The following is a 17661-nucleotide window of genomic DNA, read 5'->3' as shown; positions in this document are numbered from 1 at the left end:
TTGCATATATTTTAGCATAAATGTTATGTCAAAAACTATCTTTGTCCAAAAACTTTACCATTTGATATAAAAAAGAGACAAAATCAACATCATCTCTCAGGTTCTCTTTATTAAGATAAATCATGGTTGATTTTTCTATCAGCAAGGAGAGCAGCAGTCCCTCTTTTAGATTTTCTATATCATAAGAAAAGGTGATGATTCCTTTTTCTCTGGCAATTTTTGCAACCCTGGCAATATTCTCCTTGGAAGATTTCAGAACATAAAATGCGGACGCAGGTGTTTTCATATCAAGATGTGCGAAATCAACTATCTTCACTTCATAAGGGTATTTATCAAAATGCCCTTTAAATTTATTTTCTATATACTGCTTTACATGTAGGGCGGTATCATAATCACTTTCATCACACACAATGGTATATACAAGTCTGTTTTTTATAAGTTTTTTTTCTATTTTTTTATCAAGTAACATGATTTTTGGAAAAATTGATGCCTGTGCTTTGAGTAACAACTCATCATAACTGTATCCAAAAAGCAGAGGAACAAACAAGAAATGTAAAAGTAATAAACGCATCATCTAAAACCTCTTTTTAAAGGTAAATAAAAATGTTCTGCGTTCCTGCGCATAATCATTTACATAGGTATTTGGTGAAGAGGGGTATCGCACATCTGTATCAAAAAGGTTTTTCACACTGACATTCAACGTATAACCATACTGAATATTTTTATAATTCACTGCAGTATCGAGTGTCATATAGGCCTTTAGCTTTGGGCGCAGATCTGTTTCTACCCTCTCTTTTGAACTGACATACTTCGCTGTTGCACTCAAAGCCAAAGCAGGATTTATATTATAAATATAAAATCCTTTTACCAGATGATGGGATACATTCGGCAGGTTATTACTATCGCTGCTGCCATCCATCCTGTAGCTGCCATCTGTGTAGGTATAATTTGCATATACTTTGTCATTAGACAGGATATGCCCCCTGAACTCAAGTTCTATTCCGTAAATATCTGTCTTGGCACTGTTTTTATACACAGGATCCGTAACAGAATTGTATATCTGATCTTTGTTGGCAAGATAAAAAAGATTCGCCTGCAAATAGGCATCATTGGAAAAATTTCTGATGTATGCCAGTTCATACGATGTTACTTTCTCCGGCTTTAAATCTGTACTGCCTACTCTTGCACTGTTGTTTTTTGTAAACATCTCCTGCCAAGAGGGATTTCTGTGGGAGTTACTGTATATGGCTTTAAATATGTTTTTGAAATCTTTATGATACACAAAAGAAATTCTTGGTTCAAACCCTGCATCTTCATAAGAAGTCTGTTCATAATTTATACCGTATAAGATGCTTAGCTTAGTATTAACATTGTATTCATCCCCCAAAAAGAACGTATAAACATCCCGTGAAGCATCTTTATCAAAAAACGGCCGTGTCAGCGTATAATCTACCAAAGTTGCATCACCCGTAGCAAGATTGGAGAGTTTCGAACTCATCTGGATCGTTCTCTCCTGTCTTGCTTTGTAGCCTATTGTAATGATATGTTTTGCAACTCCGCTGTATTTCACATACGTCGACTGATACAAAACTCTCTGCTTGGCATAATGCTCTCCGTAAATACCATCAGGAAATACTACACTGCCTAAAACCAAATTATCAGGTGCCAGTTTTGCTTTTGAATCAAAAGCATCGTATTTTACTCCTGCTTTTATGTCCAATTTAAAAGAGTGTATCTTTTTCATATATCCCAGTTCAGCATAGTAACTCGGCAGTTTCATTCTGTCACTCTTTTGAGGCAGGGCAAGGTTGATCCCGTAGGCGCTTCCCTGTTTATGTTGCAGCATACGGGCTTTGAGTCGAAAGTCTTTGTACCTTACATCCAGTCCGAGAGAATATTCATCAAGCCACAGGGGAGCCTCACCGGACTGGGACAAAGCTATGTTTGCCGGACCTAACGCACCTTGAGAGAGTCCGTCCGGACCGGAAGATATATTTTTATTGTCTTTTTGGTAATAAAAATCTATATGTGTCTTAAACTCTTTGCTTTTAAAGTTTTTTACAAAACCGCCCATTGTGTAATCATACGACCCATATTTAAATACAACTTTGTCATTTGATTCAAATTCTTCAAAATCTTCTGCATATGTAACAACATTAATAGATCCGGCATAGGCATTAATCCCGTCTACTTTGCTCCCTGGTCCTCTGATAACCTCTATGCGTTTTATCATCTCTATCGGCATGGAAAGATACTCGGAATAAGAATCAAAGAAAAGATTGTTTACTAAAACACCGTCTATGAGCAGTTTGGACTGTCCATAGGCAAAAGGGTTGGAACCTCTGAAAATCGGTGTCTGGTTATTGAAATTATCAGTAGCCATATCTACACCCGGAACAAGCAACAATGCCTCTTTAAGTGTCGACACACCCAACTTTTCCAACTCTTTTGCTTCAAAGACAGAAATAATATAGGGTTGGTAATGTTCATTTTGTTTTGTTTGTGTAGCAATTTCATTAAACTGCTTCATATCTGTCATAATGGAAGAGAGCAAATCTTCTGCCTGCAGTTGCAGTACTGCCAGACAGACAAGTAAAAAAAGTCGTATGCTGCGTTTCACTCCATTGTCCCCCATAATTTTACTAATTCGGGATTTGCACACCCAAGTTCTTTCGTATATAAAATACAGGGATAACGCCATCCAAAATCTTGATGCTGCTGAAGCTTTCCTACCGGTTTATATGGCATTTTGTATATTTTCAACAGCCGTAAAAAGTTTTTTTCAAGATTTCCATATGTATATTCTATTCCCTCTTCTAGCATTTTACCATACATATAATGTTTTACCGCTTCTATAATAACTTTTGTCGTCTTCATACTTCTGTATTTTTTATCAACAAAGATTCGTGACATCTCGCCAAGTTTGTTTTTTTCAAACATACTGTTGTCAAACCTTGCACTGTTTTGTGTCGGATATCCAATGGGAGAATTATAAATCAGGCGTACTGTTGCACAGACATTCTCTTCTTCATCCAATGCTGCAAAATGTACCGAATATGCGTCATATTTGTCATACTCTTTTTCATCTTTAAGAGCACTTTTTTCCAGATATTCCGGATATATTTCCCTCAGTATTTTATACCTAAAAGCAAAAATTTTATCCAGGTTTTTTTGATCGCTTACCTCTAAAAATGTAAAATTCATTATCTTCCGGTTTTATAACTGCTGCAGTTCTTTGAGTTTTTCTTTGACAGCTTCTACATGTCCTTTGACACGCACTTTTTCCCATTTTGCGCGCACAATGCCCTCAGGGTCTATAATGAATGTGGAACGGACAATGCCCATATACTCTTTGCCATAGTTTTTCTTCAACTGCCACACACCGTACTTCTGCATCATCTCGGTACTTTCATCACTCAAAAGCGTAATGCCTAAATTATGTTTTTCTATGAAGTTCCTGTGCTTTTTCGTACTGTCTGCACTCACCCCAAGAATCACCGCATCCAATGATGAAAAATCCGGGGCAGCCTCCGTAAACTCACAGGCTTCTGTTGTACATCCCGGGGTATTGTCTCTCGGGTAAAAATACAACACTATCCATTTTCCTTTTAAATCCCGCAGACACATCTCAACATCATCCTGATTCGGCAGGCAAAAATCCGGTGCCTTCTCTCCAACTTCTATCATTTTCTTTCCTCCTAAAAATAAATTTAACATGCAAACTTCAAAGCCACTCTCAGCCCGCACTAAAGTACGGGTTCCAGTAAACCGCCTTCGAAGCCACTCTCAAGTCCGCACTGACGTACTAATTCCGAGAAAATGTCAATATGTACTTCGGAACCGGTACTTTTAACGCTAAAGCGTAACTTAGAAAAAAACTAAATTTTTTTCTGCAGTGCCGGCTAATTGCTTTAAAAGCGCTATCGCTAGTAAACAAACAACAGCAAATATACCCAAATACCGCTAAATGAAGTAAAAACTATACCCAAAAAAGTTTTCAAAGCCAATAATTTATGCTCATTGGACTTTAACCCAGGAAGCACTCCTTTTATAACCTGATAATTTGCTTTTACTATTGTACGACTCCAGTATACCAATGTAAGTACGGCTATGATTACATGTAAGCCCAGTACAAGGGAAGCGTAAGTATGTGAAACACCGCTTCCTTCCATAAAAGCATCAAATCCTCCGCCCATACGGACACCGTATTCAAAGTATCCGACAACAATGACCGATACTGCAAAAATGGTATTTTGAATAATTCCGTGCGCCCTGTAAAGCTTTTTTCTTGCCAAAGATATTGCTCCATATACCAATAATGGCAAAACTGCTACAATAAGTGTCACAACATCCATAAACAAAGGGGCTCTTGTTCCCAAAAACCCCTGCGTAAACATATAATCCATATTTTATGCCTTTCTTTTTTGATAAGTGTAGTATATCCAGACTAATATTACCAACAAAACAAAAACTATTATAGTTATCTCTTTTAAGTATTCTTGTATAAGCGTCTCATTTTCTCCTATAAAATAGCCCAAAAGTGTCAAAATCAGCGCCCAGATTCCGGCTCCCAGCGTGGTAAAAAGAGAAAACTCAACGATATTCATGCGGGCAAGTCCTGCCGGAATCGAAATAAGCTGCCGAATTCCCGGAATAAGCCTGCCTGTAAAAGTAGAGATATGCCCGTGGCTTTGAAAATAATTTTCCATTTTATCAAGTGTCTCTGGAAAAATAAAAAAATATTTCCCGAATTTCAAAAGAAATTTCCGTCCCAGTGTCAGTGCCAGATAGTAATTCACAAAAGCTCCAACCAAAGAACCGCCCAAAGCACTTCCCATAATGTAAGCTATGCTCATATCTCCTTTTGCTGCCAGATATCCGGCAGGAACCAAAACAATTTCACTCGGAAAAGGAATAAAAGAAGATTCAATCGCCATCATAATAAAAATACCGGGATATCCCCAGTCAAATATCAAATCTACCAAATCCTGCGCCAGTTCCTGTATCATTTCATCTTCTTTTGTACATCTTGAATCATCTGCTGTGCGACATTCCCGTTTGTGTAGTGCAGAAGCTTTTCACTCTTTTCTTTGAGTTGCGGATTTTTAAGTACCTTGATTAGTTTTGGTTTCAAATTTTTCCCTTCACGTTCGCACCATGCCACATTGTCTTTGACAAGAAACTGCGCATTATAATACTGATGATCACCTGCAGCATGCGGATAGGGAACAAAAAACGCAGGACACCCGTTTGCTGTGAGTTCCCAAAGTGTTGAAGCGCCTGCACGCGAAACAGCCAAATCGGCACGTGTAATCAACTCCGGCAGTTTTTTTGTAAATCCATAAAGCTCAACTGAAACACCAAGTCTGTCATACTCCTGCCTGACCCTTTCATAATCAGTCTCTCCGGCCTGGTGTATGATGGCAATATCCATCTTTTGCAACTTATAAGCTACATGTAAAGCCAAATCATTAATCGCCTTTGCCCCATGAGAACCGCCTAAAAATATAATGGTTTTCAGTTTGTCTCTGCATCTGGCATTTTTATAAAAAAACTCTTTGACAGGATACCCCTTTACAGGAGAATTTTTGTCATAAGCAGAAATGAAACTTTTGGCATATTTTTTTAAAAGCCTGTTGAGTCTGCCCTCAACCGAATTTTGCTCATGAATAAAAAGCGGTATAAAAAGGCTCAAAGAAGCAAAAGATGCCGGTGCCGCAGAAAATCCGCCAACACTGTAAACTGCTTGTATTTTATGTTTTTTCAGAATCTTTCTTGCCTCCAAGAAGGCTTGAAAAACCTTATAGAGTGCGTTTATCTTTGCAATACCCTTTTTGTTTACAACACCTGTTGTTTCTAAAAAATAGACATTTGAAAAATTACTGTATTTTTGAAAATATTTTCTGTCCTGTCCCGAGGTCGAACCGACAAAAATCACCTCATATCCATCAGCTACAGCAGCCTCTGACAAAGCTTCGGCAATCATCAAATGCCCGCCTGTTCCGCCGCCTGTAATACATAGTTTCATACCCGCTTTTCCTTAATTCATTTTTGCTTTTTTCGATGCCATCAACACCATACCAACACCAAAAGCAGCACCAAGCATTGCCGAACCGCCATAAGAGAGAAAAGGAACAGAAATCCCTTTAATAGGCGTTATACCGCTTATTCCATAGGCATTTACCAAGAAAGAAAAGGAGAGGATCAGTCCGATGCCGATACTAAAGAGATATATACTTGTATCTTTGGTTCTGTTGGCTATTTTAAATATACGCTGAATCATCCACAAAAAGATGAAAACAACACATAAAACACCAAAAAATCCAAACTCTTCCGCAAGTCCTGCCAAAACAAAGTCCGTATGTACCTCGCTTAAAAAACCGAGTTTAAATGTTCCGTTTGCAAGGCCTGTACCAAAAAGACCGCCATTGTGTATAGCATTGAGAGAGTGCCCTATCTGATATGGTTCAACTTCAACAGGCACCCGAAGTTTATCGGCAATCGCATCAGGCAAAAGATCAAGCACAGAGTTTTGTGCCAAAGCCCACCATGATTTTATCCTGAGTATTCTGTGCTGTGCCGTTACAATAAAGAGGATAACTGCTCCAAAAATCACACCCAGGATAGAAAAGAAAAACCGAAAACTGCTCCCTGCAAAAATCAGCATAAAAAGCAAAGTAGCTCCGAGAACAACAACCTGACCCAAATCTTTTTGCAAAAAGGCTATAATAAACATTGCCCCTAAGAAAATAACAGCATAGGGCATAAATCTTTTAAACTCACCACTCAGTCCCATACCGTCATGATGCCCGAGTTTTCGAGAGAAGCTCCAGGCCAGAAAATAGATAAAGCCCACTTTGAAAAACTCAACAGGAGCAAGCGAAAAGCCGGCTATTTTAATCCATCGTTTTGCTCCGCCGACTTCAGAAACAATATTTTCAGGCAAAAAAGGCATGGCTATCATTAAAATCAGAGAACCAAAAAAGAGAGTGAAACCTATGGGTTTGAGCCATCTGTCCGGATCAAGCTGTGAAAGCATAAAAATTATGATCAGACTCATGAGCCCAAAAACAGTCTGTCTTATGGCAAAATGAAATTCATTCACGCCAAACAAGAGTGTAGTATACGGCGTCAGCGTATACGAAAGTACTATACTGATACCAATCAAAAGTGACACGAGGGTAAAAAGCTTTCTGTCTGCGTTCACGCTTGCTCTACTTTATCTTGTTTATTTTTAAAACAAATTCCACTTCGGGTTTGGAGAGATGCAGTTCTTTGGAAATCGTTTCTATGGGAACACCCTGTTTAAACAGCGATATGATTTTTTCATCATCATTCCCGTGAATAGATGCAGGAATAGAGATCTGCTTGACACCGCTTTCAAGCTGCAGTATTTTGTTTTGTATTTCATGTTCAATGATATTGATATTGTTTTGCAGCTGCTTTATCGCCAAAGAGAGCGGATGCACCATATCATATACACTGCGTTCTATTTCCTGATAAATCTCCTCATCACTCATTCTTTGTGAATTGTCTTTTATACTGCTTTGTGTCTGGTCAAGTTTTTTTTTCAGATAATAAAACTCTCTGTTTAAATCTTCAACCACAGAAGCAACTGAGCGAATGTTTTTTGAATACTCGGCATCTTTTGTATAGACATAATAGAGCAGATAGAGAATAATCGCACCGAGTATGACAATAAGATATTCTATATTGAAACTGAATTGATCCAAATTCACTGTTTTTTCTCTTTGGATTCACGGATTAATATACGTTCACGTGCAGTCAGGTAAGCAGCCCACTCTTTTTCATCACGCTCATGCATTCTGACAATCTGTGCCAAATTTGGAGAAAGTGCCTTAAAAAACACACCGATATCACGTTTGGGATGTACCGGCATACTAATGCGTCCATAATACTCTTTTCCTTCTTGCAGCATAGGTTCTTGGAGTTCAAAATGTTCAAATCCGATAGCACGAATATGCGCTTCATTTGTCAAAGAGAGCCTTTTTGGTGTTTCATTTTTTAAAAACATCTCCAAAGCGTCTATTTTTCGGTGAAGTTCCACCATAAGGTTCAGCAAAACAGGATCGCTTTCTGCTGTTTCACCTCGGGCTTTTGCAAGCTTGAGCCACTGTGAAATCGGATCATCATCACTTTCACTGAGTTGCTGATACTCTCTTTCATATGCGTCTTTGTTTAAATCGGCTTCTGAAAAAACTATAGCAATCGGTGCGGGAACTAAACGGGGTTTATTCATGAGAGTGTCCTGTCAATAATAATTAAAATTAAAAAGGCAATGCCCAAATAGCCGTTGACGGTAAAAAAAGCACGGTCTATTTTTGTAAAATCTTTTCGTACAAGCATTTGCTCATAATAAAGTACAAAACCACTGCCCAAAGCCGCTGCGTACGCAAACATGCCAAGATCTGCCGCCCATACAAAAAGCAGCCAGAACAAAACGGCCAAGGCATGAAAAAGAGCAGAAATGAAGAGTGTTGCATCTGCTCCGTAACGCGACGGTATAGAGTAGAGGTCATTGTCTTTGTCAAAATCTATATCCTGTAAAGAATAGAGCAGGTCAAATCCAGCCACCCAAAAAATGACACCCAAAGAAAGCAGGACAGACCATAAAGGTATAGCCGCATTGACCGCAACCACTCCGGCAATCGGAGCCAGTCCGAGCGCTATACCCAAAACCACATGTGCCAAAGACGAAAAACGCTTAAAATAAGAGTATGCAGCCAGAACAAATAAAATAGGAAAACTCAAAGCAAAGGCAAGAGAATTTATCATATAGGCTACGGCAATAAAAATAAGCGCATTTACAATGACAAATATAAGTATGCTTCCCCTGTCAAGTCTGCCGTCTACATTCGGACGGCTGCTTGTTCTTGGGTTTTTTGCATCAATATCACGATCGGCATAACGGTTTACACCCATTGCAAAATTTCTCGCACTGAGTGCCGCCAAAACACCAAGAACCAAAAGCCATAAACCGAACCAACCATCCGCTGCCACTATCATCGCTATAAAAATGAATGGCAGGGAAAAGACGGAATGTTCAAACATCACAAGTTCATTAAAATCTTTTGCTTTTTGTAGTATCCGCTGCAAATCAAACCTCATCTTCACTCTTTTTTATATTCTATCTAAATGTGATTTAAATTTTAATGATATTGTGCAACTCCTGTTTCAAATGCTTCAATATATTCATAAAGCACTTCTGTTTTGTTTTTGTGTTGCAAAGCATTTTCTTCCAAGGCACTCTTTTCTGTCTCTTGCATGAGGGTGTAGAGTTCCTCAAGAAAAAGTGCCCCTGCCGCACCTTTTATTTTGTGTGCCGTCTCATATATTTTTTTGTTGTCTTCTCGAACAAAGGCATCTTCAAGAAGAGGCACAAGCTCATGCAGACTCTCTAAAAACAACCTCAAAAGTTTTAATCCGACCTCTTTGCTGACACCTACTTTTTTATTTACCTGCAGTAAGATTTTTTCTATATCTATCTGTATGACATCTCTGTGTTGTCTTGAGTATTTTGACAAAATCGTTTCCAGTTCCTCACTGTCTATCGGCTTGCTCAGATACTCATTCATACCGCAGGCAAGAAATTTTTCCCGGTCTCCTTTGATGGCATTTGCCGTCAGTGCCACAATGGCAACATCAGACTGCAGTTCTTTGCGTATAAGTTTTGTCGCTTCAAGACCATTCATCACCGGCATATTTATATCCATAAAAACCAGATCATACTCGTTTTGTGCCACTTTATCCACGGCCTCTTTCCCGTTATGTGCAAATTCGAGGGTTATATTTGTATACTTCCTGAAAATTGATTCTATCAGCATTCTGTTTATTTCATAATCTTCTGCGACAAGTACATGTAAAGAGAGCTTGTCACATACCCCCTCTTGCTGACACTCTCCATATATATTGTCTTCTTGGAGCGTTTCTTCATCCGCATCACACAGATCAAAATCCAGATAAAAGAAAAATTCACTGCCTTTGTCTTCAACAGACTCTACCCGCAGTTCACTGCCAAATACATGAAGCAGATCGGCACTGATGCTCAAACCGAGTCCTGTTCCTCCGAATCTTCTCGTTATCGATGTCTCCGCCTGGGCAAAAGGCTTGAATATCTCTTCGAGTTTGTCCTGTGCAATGCCAATGCCACTGTCTTTGATACTAAAATGGAGTCTTTGCTGTGTCGCAGTTTCCCTGACCAAAGATATACTCAACTTCACAGTACCGCATTCGGGAGTAAATTTAATGGCATTTGAGAGTAGATTTATCATGACCTGTCGCAGGCGGGTAGCATCACTGTACAAACATGCAGAAATGGCATTGTCAATTTCAAGTGTATAGTGCAGGCCTTTTTCGTCTGCTACGGATTTGAGCAGTTCATAGGTTGTTGCAAATTCCACAAAAGGATTCAACGGCACCTTTTCAAGTGAGATTTTATTGTTGGTTATTTTTGAAGAGTCTAAAATATCATTGACAATATTGAGCAGCGTTTTTGTCGAAGAGCTGATAACATTGAGATATTTTTCCTGTGTCGCATCCAGCCGTGTTTTGCTCAGCAGCTCCGTAAAACCCAAAATTCCGTTCATCGGAGTTCTGATTTCATGACTCATATTTGCCAAAAACATTGCCTGTGCTGTTTCGGCTGCTTCAGCCTTTTTTCTGCTCTCCACCAAAGAGGTTACATCTTCACGAATTGCCATATATTCTATAATCTCATTATTTTCATCATGAATGGGAATAATAGAGCTTTTGACATAGTAACTGCTGCCGTCTTTTGCTCTGTTGGCAAACTCTCCCTGCCAGATATTTCCTTTTTTTATTTCTCTCCACATCTCGGCAAAGACCTCGTCAGGCACATCCGGATCACGGACAATACTGTGCGACTGACCGATAAGTTCTTCTTTTTTATACCCGCTCACCTCTTCAAAACGTTCATTCACATAGGTAATGTTTCCCAGAGTGTCTGTTCTTGAAATAATAACAACACTGTCAAGTGCTTTTAAAAACTCGTCAAGTTTAAACTTTGACGCTTTAAAGTGCTTCTCTTTTTCCTTCAACTCGGTTGTCACATAGTCAATCAGATTAAAAAGGGCACTGTCTGTTTTGGAACTGTTTTTCAGTTTTCTTTTTTCATTGAGCGTATGCTTGCGTGTTTGGGTCCCTTTTTCACGCAAAAATAAAATTGTTGTCGTGATATTGAGCAGTCTTGCTTTTTTTTCATTTAAGAAAAACTCTCCAAAGGTAAAAAAACCGCTGGTGGGTGCAATATTCTCAAGCAATCGAAATATTTTCTCCAGCTCTTTGTCCAAAAACTGTTTTCTTGCAATACAGGAGTATATAAAGCAGGCCTGCAAAGAGTCTGTATCCGTTATGCCTTCTTTGAGAGTATACTGGTTCACAAGAGTTCTGCTGCCTATGCCAAAACGCACCTCTTCTCCCTCCGCCAAATTACCACCGTACAATAAACTTCCGTCATCAAACACACTGAGCATGGATCTTGCGACAGGCATATCTTTTTCCTGGCAGATGAGCGGAAATTCTATCGTTGAAGCCGGCATATTGTCCACGGCGAAATCACCAAGCACTTCGGCATACACATCTTTGATAGGACGGTGATCGATTTCATAGACTCTTGCACCTTCGGATTTTGTAATCATAAAAGTCGGGCCGACAGCTCTCCAACCCAGGTTATAATCCTGAAACACTTCCAGTGCCTCCCCTTGCAGGGTAACACATACAGCACCACCGTCAAACACTTTGTCTTCAAAGACTGTATAGGTCTGCTGAAAATGAAGCATATCTGCAGCCATCCCTCCGGCAATGACCGCATGATTGAAATTACAGGAGGCAAGCCCTTCAAGATACTCCTCTCCGTTATGCTGCAGACCGTCCAAAAAGGTAATGACACATTTTGTATCTTTGCCAAAAATCTTTTTTGACAAAGTGTGCCCGAGTCTATAAGAGTCCTCTCCTCTTTCATAATATGCATACAGCGTTGTTTTTTCAAAAAGTGTTATGCTGACAACCGTACTGCTGTCGAGCATCTCTCCGTTTGCAATTTCTCCTGCCGCAGAAGCACCGATGAGCAGGGCATCTGTAAAAGTCGTATATATCTCTGCAGCGGTTTTTTGCAGTGCCTCTTTTGATTCCAAAGAGCTGAACAGTTGAATTAAAATATTTTTTTGATTTACATCAATGGCTGCCTCTTGCAAAAAGCTGTGAAAAGCATCCAAATCTGTATATATATGATTGTACTGTTTCATAATAAATCTTTTTGTTTGAGTTTACACCATAAGGCTTTACAAAGTTATTAAGTTTGGTATAATTACTCTTCAAATCAACAAAACAATAAGGTTTATTCAATTATGAAATTTACTATTTTTCTTTTTCTGCTCCTCTTTTTCAGTGCCTGTAATTTCACTGAATCCAAAGAAGAGCTTGCAGCAAAACAGCTTGCACAAAAAAAAGCTTTTGAAGAAAAAGTTGCCGACACAAAAGAGATACAACTCAAACAAATTGATGCACAAAAAGAGCAGGAGCTGGCAAAGATAAATGCACAGACTACTCTGGCGAAAATGGAAAAAGCACAACTGCTCGAAAAAATAAAACTTGAAGCAGCAGCACAGAAAGAAAAAATGCTTTTGGCCCAGGCAAAAGAGAAAGAGGCTTTTGAGGCAAAACTGCGTGATTTGGAGCGTCAGGATGCTATGGAATTAAAACGCTACCTCCTGTTGATACTCTTTTTTGTACTGCTTATTGCTACTTATTTTATCTACCTCTATTTCAAGCGCAGACACGATGATAAACTCAGAGCCTACCAGGACAACCTGGACAAATATTTTCATCAGCAGGAAAACATGACAAAAATGCGTATAGCCGAAAAAATTATCGACACTGTCGCCAGCGGCAAGCTGGGAAAAGAACAGGAGAGTGAGCTTATAAAAGCACTCAGCGGCAATATTTCACCTGCAGATGAACCTAAACTGCTCAGTGATGAAACAACGCAAGACGCGCAAATAATCGATCAAGACAAATGAGTTTCAAACAGATCGCCATTATAGGACCAACGGCCTCGGGAAAAAGTGACTTGGCCATCAGCGTTGCACAACAGACAAATGCCTGTATTCTCTCCATAGATTCACTGAGCATCTATAAAGAAATTGACATCGTCTCGGCAAAGCCTTCTTCTGAAGAACTCACACAAATCAAACATTACGGTATCAATGAACTTTTTGTCAATGAACATTTCAGTGTTGATATTTTTATAGATTTGTATAAAAAAGTACGCCTTACATGTAAAGAAGAAAACAAAAATCTCGTCATCGTCGGCGGCACCTCTTTTTACCTCAAATCTTTGCTTGAAGGGCTCTCGACACTTCCCGATATTACACAGGAACACAGTTTACATGTAACGAAGAAACTGCAAAATCTGGATGCCTGTTATGCATTTTTGGTACAAACAGATCCAGAATATATGCAAAAAATCGCCTCCAGTGACAGATACCGTATAGAAAAAGCACTCCTGATTTATGAAGCATCGGGTATCTCTGCGAGTGAATGGTTCCGACAAAATCCGCCAAAGCCCATTATCGAGGACATAGATATTTACAATATTGACGTCCAAAGAGATCTTTTGCGCCAACGCATCCAAAAAAGAACACAGAAAATGTATGAAAAAGGACTGATTGACGAGGTTTGTTTTTTGGAACAAAAATATACAAGAACACCCCATGCCATGGGTGCCATCGGCATAATGGAAGTGCTTGATTTTTTAGACGGCAAAATAAAACAAGATGAAATGCTCTCTCTTATCTCTACACACACCGCACAGCTTGCAAAAAGACAACAGACTTTTAACCGCACGCAGTTTAAGAATGTCACAAATGCAAAGCTTGAAGATTTGGAAGAACTTATTTTGAGCAGATTTTAGCATACATCTCAGGACGTCTGTCTCTTAGCAGCCCCCAATATTCTCTTTGTTTGGCATTCTCAGCCAGGTCAAATTCAGCGTAAATAACCTCTTCTCTCCAACGGGAAGCCTCTGCAATTTTTGCCCCTGTATAGTCTGTAATAAAAGAAGAACCGTAAAAAGTCAGCACGCAGCTCTCTCCTTTTTCTTCTCCTGTACGGTTTGCAACAACCACAGGCACCGTATTTGTCGCGGCATGCCCCATCTGGACTCTTTGCCAGTGCTCTTTTGAATCCAAATGAATCTCCGGTTCACTCCCTATAGCCGTCGGATAAAACAGAATCTCTGCACCCATCAAAGTCAATGCCCGTGCCGTTTCACAGAACCATTGGTCCCAGCAGATGCCTACCCCGATTTTTCCGTACGCCGTTTCATAAACCTTAAAGCCGGTATTTCCCGGTTTGAAGTAAAACTTCTCTTCATATCCCGGACCGTCGGGAATATGTGTTTTTCGGTAGTTCTCCATCACCGTTCCGTCTGCATTGATCACAACAAGCGAGTTAAAATACTCTTTATCTGCTTTTTCAAAATAACTCACTAAGACAACTACATGTAACTCTTTTGCCAAAGCCGCAAAATGTTGTATCAGTGCGTTATTTTTCAAAGGCTGTGCCCATGCAAAGTATTTTTCGTCCATATCTTTGCAAAAATAGAGCCCTTCAAAAAGTTCCGGTAAAAGTATGATATTTGCTCCGTTTGCAGCAGCTTCACGGACAAACTGCCCAGCTTTTAAAACATTGGCGTTTTTGTCTTCGCTCATACTCATCTGAATTGCAGCTGCTTTTACCGGTTTATTCATAATCTATCCTCTGCCTGTTACTTCTAAAAGATGGTAGCCAAACTGTGTCTGAATCGGTCCATACACAACACCGACATCTCCGCTAAATACAGCCTCATCAAATTCAGGAACCATTTGTCCCGGTCCAAACTGCCCCAAATCTCCGCCGTTTGCCGAAGAAGGGCATGTGGAATTTGCTTTTGCCACCTCCGCAAAATCCGCTCCGTTTTGTATTTCGTTTTTCAATTCATTACACTTTTCTTCACTCTCTACAAGTATATGTCTTGCTGTTGCCCATGCCATCTTTTAATTCCTTAATTTTGTTTTACAAAATGAAGGAAACCGTCTATTGATTTTATCACGAGTATGAAAGTAATTTCATTCTCTACGTTAACACTAGGTTTCCTTCGGCAGGAAGCCCGTCGTACTGGTACGACTTTATTCCACATTTTGTTTATAAAATTTTACTCTATTTTTACTTATAGTTACACTTTAGGACTTTTGTATTAACTACTTTTACCTATAATACTGAAAAAATACGGAGAAGATATATGAAAAATATAATTATTGGACTTTTGGCAACTTTTTTACTGCTGGGCTGCAGCTCAAAAAGTGATGAGAACAAAAATGTAGAACCAAAACTCGTTGTCTCAAAAAGTCTGGCAGATCTAAAACTCAAAGACCAGTTTGAAAAGCCGCATACACTCAATGCAGACACATACAAAGTGATTTTTGCTTTTGACAAAGAGCCTGCACATACATGTAACGACTTTTTTAACACACAAAAACCGAACTACCTGCAAGAGCATCATGCGCAGTTTGTAGCCGATGTGAGTGCGGCACCTTCTCTTATCAGAAGCCTTTTTATCCTTCCTGGACTCAAAGATTTCAAACATGTTGTTCTGCTTTTGGATGACAAAAAAGTTGCCGCCCCGTACAGAAAAGGGATTGATACAACAAAAATAGTTGTCGTGACACTCTTAAACAAAAAAATTACCGACATCAAAACAATCTCTACAACCGAGCAGTTGAAAAAAGCGGTTGAAGATAAGTCTGCTATGTCTTACATCGCCCCTGTTATCAACAAAGTTATGGACAGTGTAGACAACGCTACAAAATAGAAGCAACTGAATCAAAAAGATAATCAGGCTTGATACCCAAAGACAAATCTTTTTTTGAAAACTTGCCTGTTTTGACAAGAGCCGCTTTTATACCGGCGTCTTGTGCTCCTTTTATATCACTCTCTATATCATCGCCTATCATGACACACTCCTGAGGCTTTACATGTAAACTCGCACAGGCCAAATGGTAAAACTCTTTGCTTGGTTTGCCTATAAGCGAAGCACTCTGTCCGCTGGCATATTCCAAGGCACTTACAAAACAGCCGGCATCCATACTCAGTTCGTTGTCCGCATCTTTAAAGTACCTGTTTTTTGCAATGGCAAGCAGCGAAGCCCCCTCCATCAGCTTTCTGAATGCACGGTTGAGATTTTTATAGTTGAAGTTTTCCTGTGCATCTCCGACAACGACATACTTTTTGTCATAATATTTCAGCTCGTTAAAAAAAGAGAGCGCATCATCCGTCAGTAAAAACTCCGCAGAACTTTTCTCTTTTTCTAAAAACATTTTTGTCACGTCAAGCGCCGTAATTATTTCATCACTCTCAATGTCAAAGCCCATTTTTTGCAGTTTTTTGACAACCTGTGCAGAGGTTTTTTGGGTGGTATTTGTCAAAAAACGTATGGGGTAGTGCTTTTTTATCTCTCTTATTGCCGCAACAGCACTCTCTACAGGCTCCTCGCCTACATACAACACACCGCCGATGTCACACAACACCGCCTTTACAGATTCATCAAACATCATTCTCTCCTCCTTTAAAAAATCGAAAGCCCCGTTTTTGTCGTAAAAAGCTCCAGTGCCTTTGTACCTATGAGTGAGTTTCCCTGTTCATTCAGTGCAGGTGACCAGACACAGATTCCCATTTTTTGAGGAATGACGGCTACAATTCCCCCACCTACACCGCTTTTTCCGGGAACACCCACTTTAAAAGCAAAATCCCCCGACGCATCATAATGTCCACAGGTCAGCATCACGGCATTTATCCGCTTTGCCTGCGCTTTGGTTACATAGGTTTTTTTGTTTATGGGGTCTATGCCGTGGTTGGCAAGGTAGAGCATAGAGCGTGAAAGCATTTTTGTATTCATCTCCAGGGCACAGTGATTAAAATAGGTCTGCACCAGTGTTATCGCTTCATTGTCGATATTGCCAAAACTTTTCATCAGGTTTGTCAGTGCCAGATTCCTGTAGGCATGCTGCATTTCTGAACTTGCTACGACTGTATCCATACTTATACTTGTATCATCGGCAATAGAGCGTATAAAATCCACTATGGCATCAAAGGCGAGCGTATCTTTTTTATAATGGCTTATAAGCGTGTCTGTTATAACAATGGCACCCGCATTGATAAAAGGATTTCTTGGAATCCCGTTTTCATATTCGAGTTGCACAAGAGAATTAAAAGGGTTTCCCGAAGGTTCACGTCCTACGCGCCTGTAAAGCTCTGCACCGAAATATTTTAACGCCATCGTAAAGGTAAAAACTTTGGAGATACTCTGTATGGAAAAAAGTGTCTCTGAAGCACCCACATGGTAAGAACTTCCGTCAAAAAAGGTAATACTCATCGCAAACTGTTTTGCATCAGCCTCTGCAAGTGCGGGAATATAATCCGCTACTTTTCCTTTTCCAAAAAGCGGCTGTATTTCAATCTCAATATCTTGCAGAATTTGTTGGTAGTCCATCGGTTTATCCTTTTAAACCACAAAGCCCGCACTGCAGAAAAAAATTTAGTTTTTTTCTAAGTTACGCTTTAGCGTTAAAAGTACGGGTTCCGAAA

At 39.6% G+C, this 17661-nt stretch carries 19 protein-coding genes; 3 read left to right on the top strand and 16 right to left on the bottom strand.

Going from position 1 to position 17661, the window contains the following annotated elements; genetic code table 11:
- Positions 1-28 precede the first annotated feature (28 nt).
- From MLC52_RS01990 to MLC52_RS01935, 12 genes are all read right to left on the bottom strand, one after another.
- Entirely contained in the window at positions 29-574 is a 546-nt protein-coding gene (locus MLC52_RS01990) for a hypothetical protein (RefSeq protein ID WP_151901075.1), read from the bottom strand.
- Positions 575-2635, bottom strand: a complete 2061-nt coding sequence (locus MLC52_RS01985) for a TonB-dependent receptor (protein ID WP_434581051.1) — start codon at positions 2633-2635, stop codon at positions 575-577.
- On the bottom strand, positions 2617-3204 hold the full coding sequence (locus tag MLC52_RS01980) for a GNAT family N-acyltransferase (RefSeq protein ID WP_434581049.1): 588 nt from the start codon (positions 3202-3204) through the stop codon (positions 2617-2619). The genes MLC52_RS01985 and MLC52_RS01980 overlap by 19 nt, the downstream gene beginning before the upstream one ends.
- Positions 3205-3216: 12 nt before the next feature.
- Positions 3217-3687: a thioredoxin-dependent thiol peroxidase gene (bcp, locus tag MLC52_RS01975; RefSeq protein WP_418641008.1), complete on the bottom strand. Its 471-nt coding sequence runs from the start codon at positions 3685-3687 to the stop codon at positions 3217-3219.
- 239 nt (positions 3688-3926) lie between these two features.
- The gene (locus MLC52_RS01970; RefSeq protein ID WP_434581047.1) at positions 3927-4406 is read right to left on the bottom strand and encodes a DUF420 domain-containing protein; all 480 of its coding nucleotides are present in this window, start codon (positions 4404-4406) and stop codon (positions 3927-3929) included.
- A gap of 3 nt (positions 4407-4409) precedes the next feature.
- A complete protein-coding gene (locus MLC52_RS01965; RefSeq protein WP_346389296.1) occupies positions 4410-5009 on the bottom strand; it encodes a DedA family protein in 600 nt (199 codons plus the stop codon).
- On the bottom strand, positions 5006-6028 hold the full coding sequence (gene murG, locus MLC52_RS01960) for an undecaprenyldiphospho-muramoylpentapeptide beta-N-acetylglucosaminyltransferase (RefSeq protein WP_434581045.1): 1023 nt from the start codon (positions 6026-6028) through the stop codon (positions 5006-5008). Before murG ends, MLC52_RS01965 begins: the two co-directional genes overlap by 4 nt.
- A gap of 12 nt (positions 6029-6040) precedes the next feature.
- Positions 6041-7207, bottom strand: coding sequence for an FtsW/RodA/SpoVE family cell cycle protein (locus tag MLC52_RS01955; RefSeq protein WP_434581044.1), 1167 nt, complete (start codon positions 7205-7207; stop codon positions 6041-6043).
- Positions 7208-7214: 7 nt separating this feature from the next.
- Positions 7215-7739 carry a hypothetical protein gene (locus MLC52_RS01950; RefSeq protein WP_434581042.1) on the bottom strand — a complete coding sequence of 175 codons (525 nt, stop codon included), beginning with the start codon at positions 7737-7739 and terminating at the stop codon, positions 7215-7217.
- Positions 7736-8260, bottom strand: coding sequence for a hypothetical protein (locus MLC52_RS01945; RefSeq protein ID WP_434581041.1), 525 nt, complete (start codon positions 8258-8260; stop codon positions 7736-7738). Before MLC52_RS01945 ends, MLC52_RS01950 begins: the two co-directional genes overlap by 4 nt.
- Entirely contained in the window at positions 8257-9117 is an 861-nt protein-coding gene (gene mqnP, locus MLC52_RS01940; RefSeq protein WP_346389293.1) for a menaquinone biosynthesis prenyltransferase MqnP, read from the bottom strand. The genes MLC52_RS01945 and mqnP overlap by 4 nt, the downstream gene beginning before the upstream one ends.
- A 53-nt stretch (positions 9118-9170) precedes the next feature.
- Positions 9171-12284 carry an FIST N-terminal domain-containing protein gene (locus tag MLC52_RS01935; protein ID WP_346389292.1) on the bottom strand — a complete coding sequence of 1038 codons (3114 nt, stop codon included), beginning with the start codon at positions 12282-12284 and terminating at the stop codon, positions 9171-9173.
- Between the two features lie 102 nt (positions 12285-12386).
- On the opposite strand from MLC52_RS01935, the gene MLC52_RS01930 reads away from it, so the two are divergent.
- Both MLC52_RS01930 and miaA read left to right on the top strand, forming a co-directional pair.
- Complete coding sequence (locus MLC52_RS01930; RefSeq protein ID WP_151901086.1) at positions 12387-13058, top strand: hypothetical protein; 672 nt, start codon at positions 12387-12389, stop codon at positions 13056-13058.
- A complete protein-coding gene (miaA, locus tag MLC52_RS01925; RefSeq protein WP_434581038.1) occupies positions 13055-13951 on the top strand; it encodes a tRNA (adenosine(37)-N6)-dimethylallyltransferase MiaA in 897 nt (298 codons plus the stop codon). The genes MLC52_RS01930 and miaA overlap by 4 nt, the downstream gene beginning before the upstream one ends.
- On the opposite strand, the gene aguB is transcribed toward miaA, so the two are convergent.
- Both aguB and MLC52_RS01915 read right to left on the bottom strand, forming a co-directional pair.
- Positions 13932-14789 (bottom strand): N-carbamoylputrescine amidase, encoded by an 858-nt coding sequence (aguB, locus tag MLC52_RS01920; RefSeq protein ID WP_434581036.1) that lies wholly within the window; start codon positions 14787-14789, stop codon positions 13932-13934. The two genes, miaA and aguB, sit on opposite strands and share 20 nt — an antisense overlap.
- Positions 14790-14792: 3 nt before the next feature.
- On the bottom strand, positions 14793-15071 hold the full coding sequence (locus tag MLC52_RS01915) for a peptidylprolyl isomerase (RefSeq protein WP_434581035.1): 279 nt from the start codon (positions 15069-15071) through the stop codon (positions 14793-14795).
- Positions 15072-15319: 248 nt separating this feature from the next.
- Here MLC52_RS01915 and MLC52_RS01910 point away from each other — a divergent pair, with 248 nt between their 5' ends.
- Positions 15320-15889, top strand: coding sequence for a hypothetical protein (locus MLC52_RS01910; protein WP_434581033.1), 570 nt, complete (start codon positions 15320-15322; stop codon positions 15887-15889).
- Here MLC52_RS01910 and MLC52_RS01905 read toward each other — a convergent pair.
- Together MLC52_RS01905 and MLC52_RS01900 are read right to left on the bottom strand one after the other, a co-directional pair.
- Positions 15879-16631 carry a TIGR01458 family HAD-type hydrolase gene (locus tag MLC52_RS01905; protein WP_434581031.1) on the bottom strand — a complete coding sequence of 251 codons (753 nt, stop codon included), beginning with the start codon at positions 16629-16631 and terminating at the stop codon, positions 15879-15881. The genes MLC52_RS01910 and MLC52_RS01905 overlap by 11 nt on opposite strands.
- 11 nt (positions 16632-16642) lie before the next feature.
- Complete coding sequence (locus tag MLC52_RS01900) at positions 16643-17566, bottom strand: glutaminase (RefSeq protein ID WP_346389287.1); 924 nt, start codon at positions 17564-17566, stop codon at positions 16643-16645.
- Between the last annotated feature and the right edge of the window lie 95 nt (positions 17567-17661).

Source organism: Sulfurimonas sp. NW15, from assembly GCF_051132285.1.
Taxonomy (GTDB): domain Bacteria; phylum Campylobacterota; class Campylobacteria; order Campylobacterales; family Sulfurimonadaceae; genus Sulfurimonas; species Sulfurimonas hydrogeniphila.
This window is presented reverse-complemented; position numbering and strand designations above follow the sequence as displayed.

Bases quoted from the DNA above. Each gene is read 5' to 3' on its own strand.
- MLC52_RS01990 (WP_151901075.1), bottom strand. From the start codon at position 574: ATGATGCGTTTATTACTTTTACATTTCTTGTTTGTTCCTCTGCTTTTT.
- MLC52_RS01985 (WP_434581051.1), bottom strand. From the start codon at position 2,635: ATGGGGGACAATGGAGTGAAACGCAGCATACGACTTTTTTTACTTGTC.
- MLC52_RS01980 (WP_434581049.1), bottom strand. From the start codon at position 3,204: ATGAATTTTACATTTTTAGAGGTAAGCGATCAAAAAAACCTGGATAAA.
- bcp (WP_418641008.1), bottom strand. From the start codon at position 3,687: ATGATAGAAGTTGGAGAGAAGGCACCGGATTTTTGCCTGCCGAATCAG.
- MLC52_RS01970 (WP_434581047.1), bottom strand. From the start codon at position 4,406: ATGGATTATATGTTTACGCAGGGGTTTTTGGGAACAAGAGCCCCTTTG.
- MLC52_RS01965 (WP_346389296.1), bottom strand. From the start codon at position 5,009: ATGATACAGGAACTGGCGCAGGATTTGGTAGATTTGATATTTGACTGG.
- murG (WP_434581045.1), bottom strand. From the start codon at position 6,028: ATGAAACTATGTATTACAGGCGGCGGAACAGGCGGGCATTTGATGATT.
- MLC52_RS01945 (WP_434581041.1), bottom strand. From the start codon at position 8,260: ATGAATAAACCCCGTTTAGTTCCCGCACCGATTGCTATAGTTTTTTCA.
- MLC52_RS01935 (WP_346389292.1), bottom strand. From the start codon at position 12,284: ATGAAACAGTACAATCATATATATACAGATTTGGATGCTTTTCACAGC.
- MLC52_RS01930 (WP_151901086.1), top strand. From the start codon at position 12,387: ATGAAATTTACTATTTTTCTTTTTCTGCTCCTCTTTTTCAGTGCCTGT.
- miaA (WP_434581038.1), top strand. From the start codon at position 13,055: ATGAGTTTCAAACAGATCGCCATTATAGGACCAACGGCCTCGGGAAAA.
- aguB (WP_434581036.1), bottom strand. From the start codon at position 14,789: ATGAATAAACCGGTAAAAGCAGCTGCAATTCAGATGAGTATGAGCGAA.
- MLC52_RS01915 (WP_434581035.1), bottom strand. From the start codon at position 15,071: ATGGCATGGGCAACAGCAAGACATATACTTGTAGAGAGTGAAGAAAAG.
- MLC52_RS01910 (WP_434581033.1), top strand. From the start codon at position 15,320: ATGAAAAATATAATTATTGGACTTTTGGCAACTTTTTTACTGCTGGGC.
- MLC52_RS01905 (WP_434581031.1), bottom strand. From the start codon at position 16,631: ATGATGTTTGATGAATCTGTAAAGGCGGTGTTGTGTGACATCGGCGGT.
- MLC52_RS01900 (WP_346389287.1), bottom strand. From the start codon at position 17,566: ATGGACTACCAACAAATTCTGCAAGATATTGAGATTGAAATACAGCCG.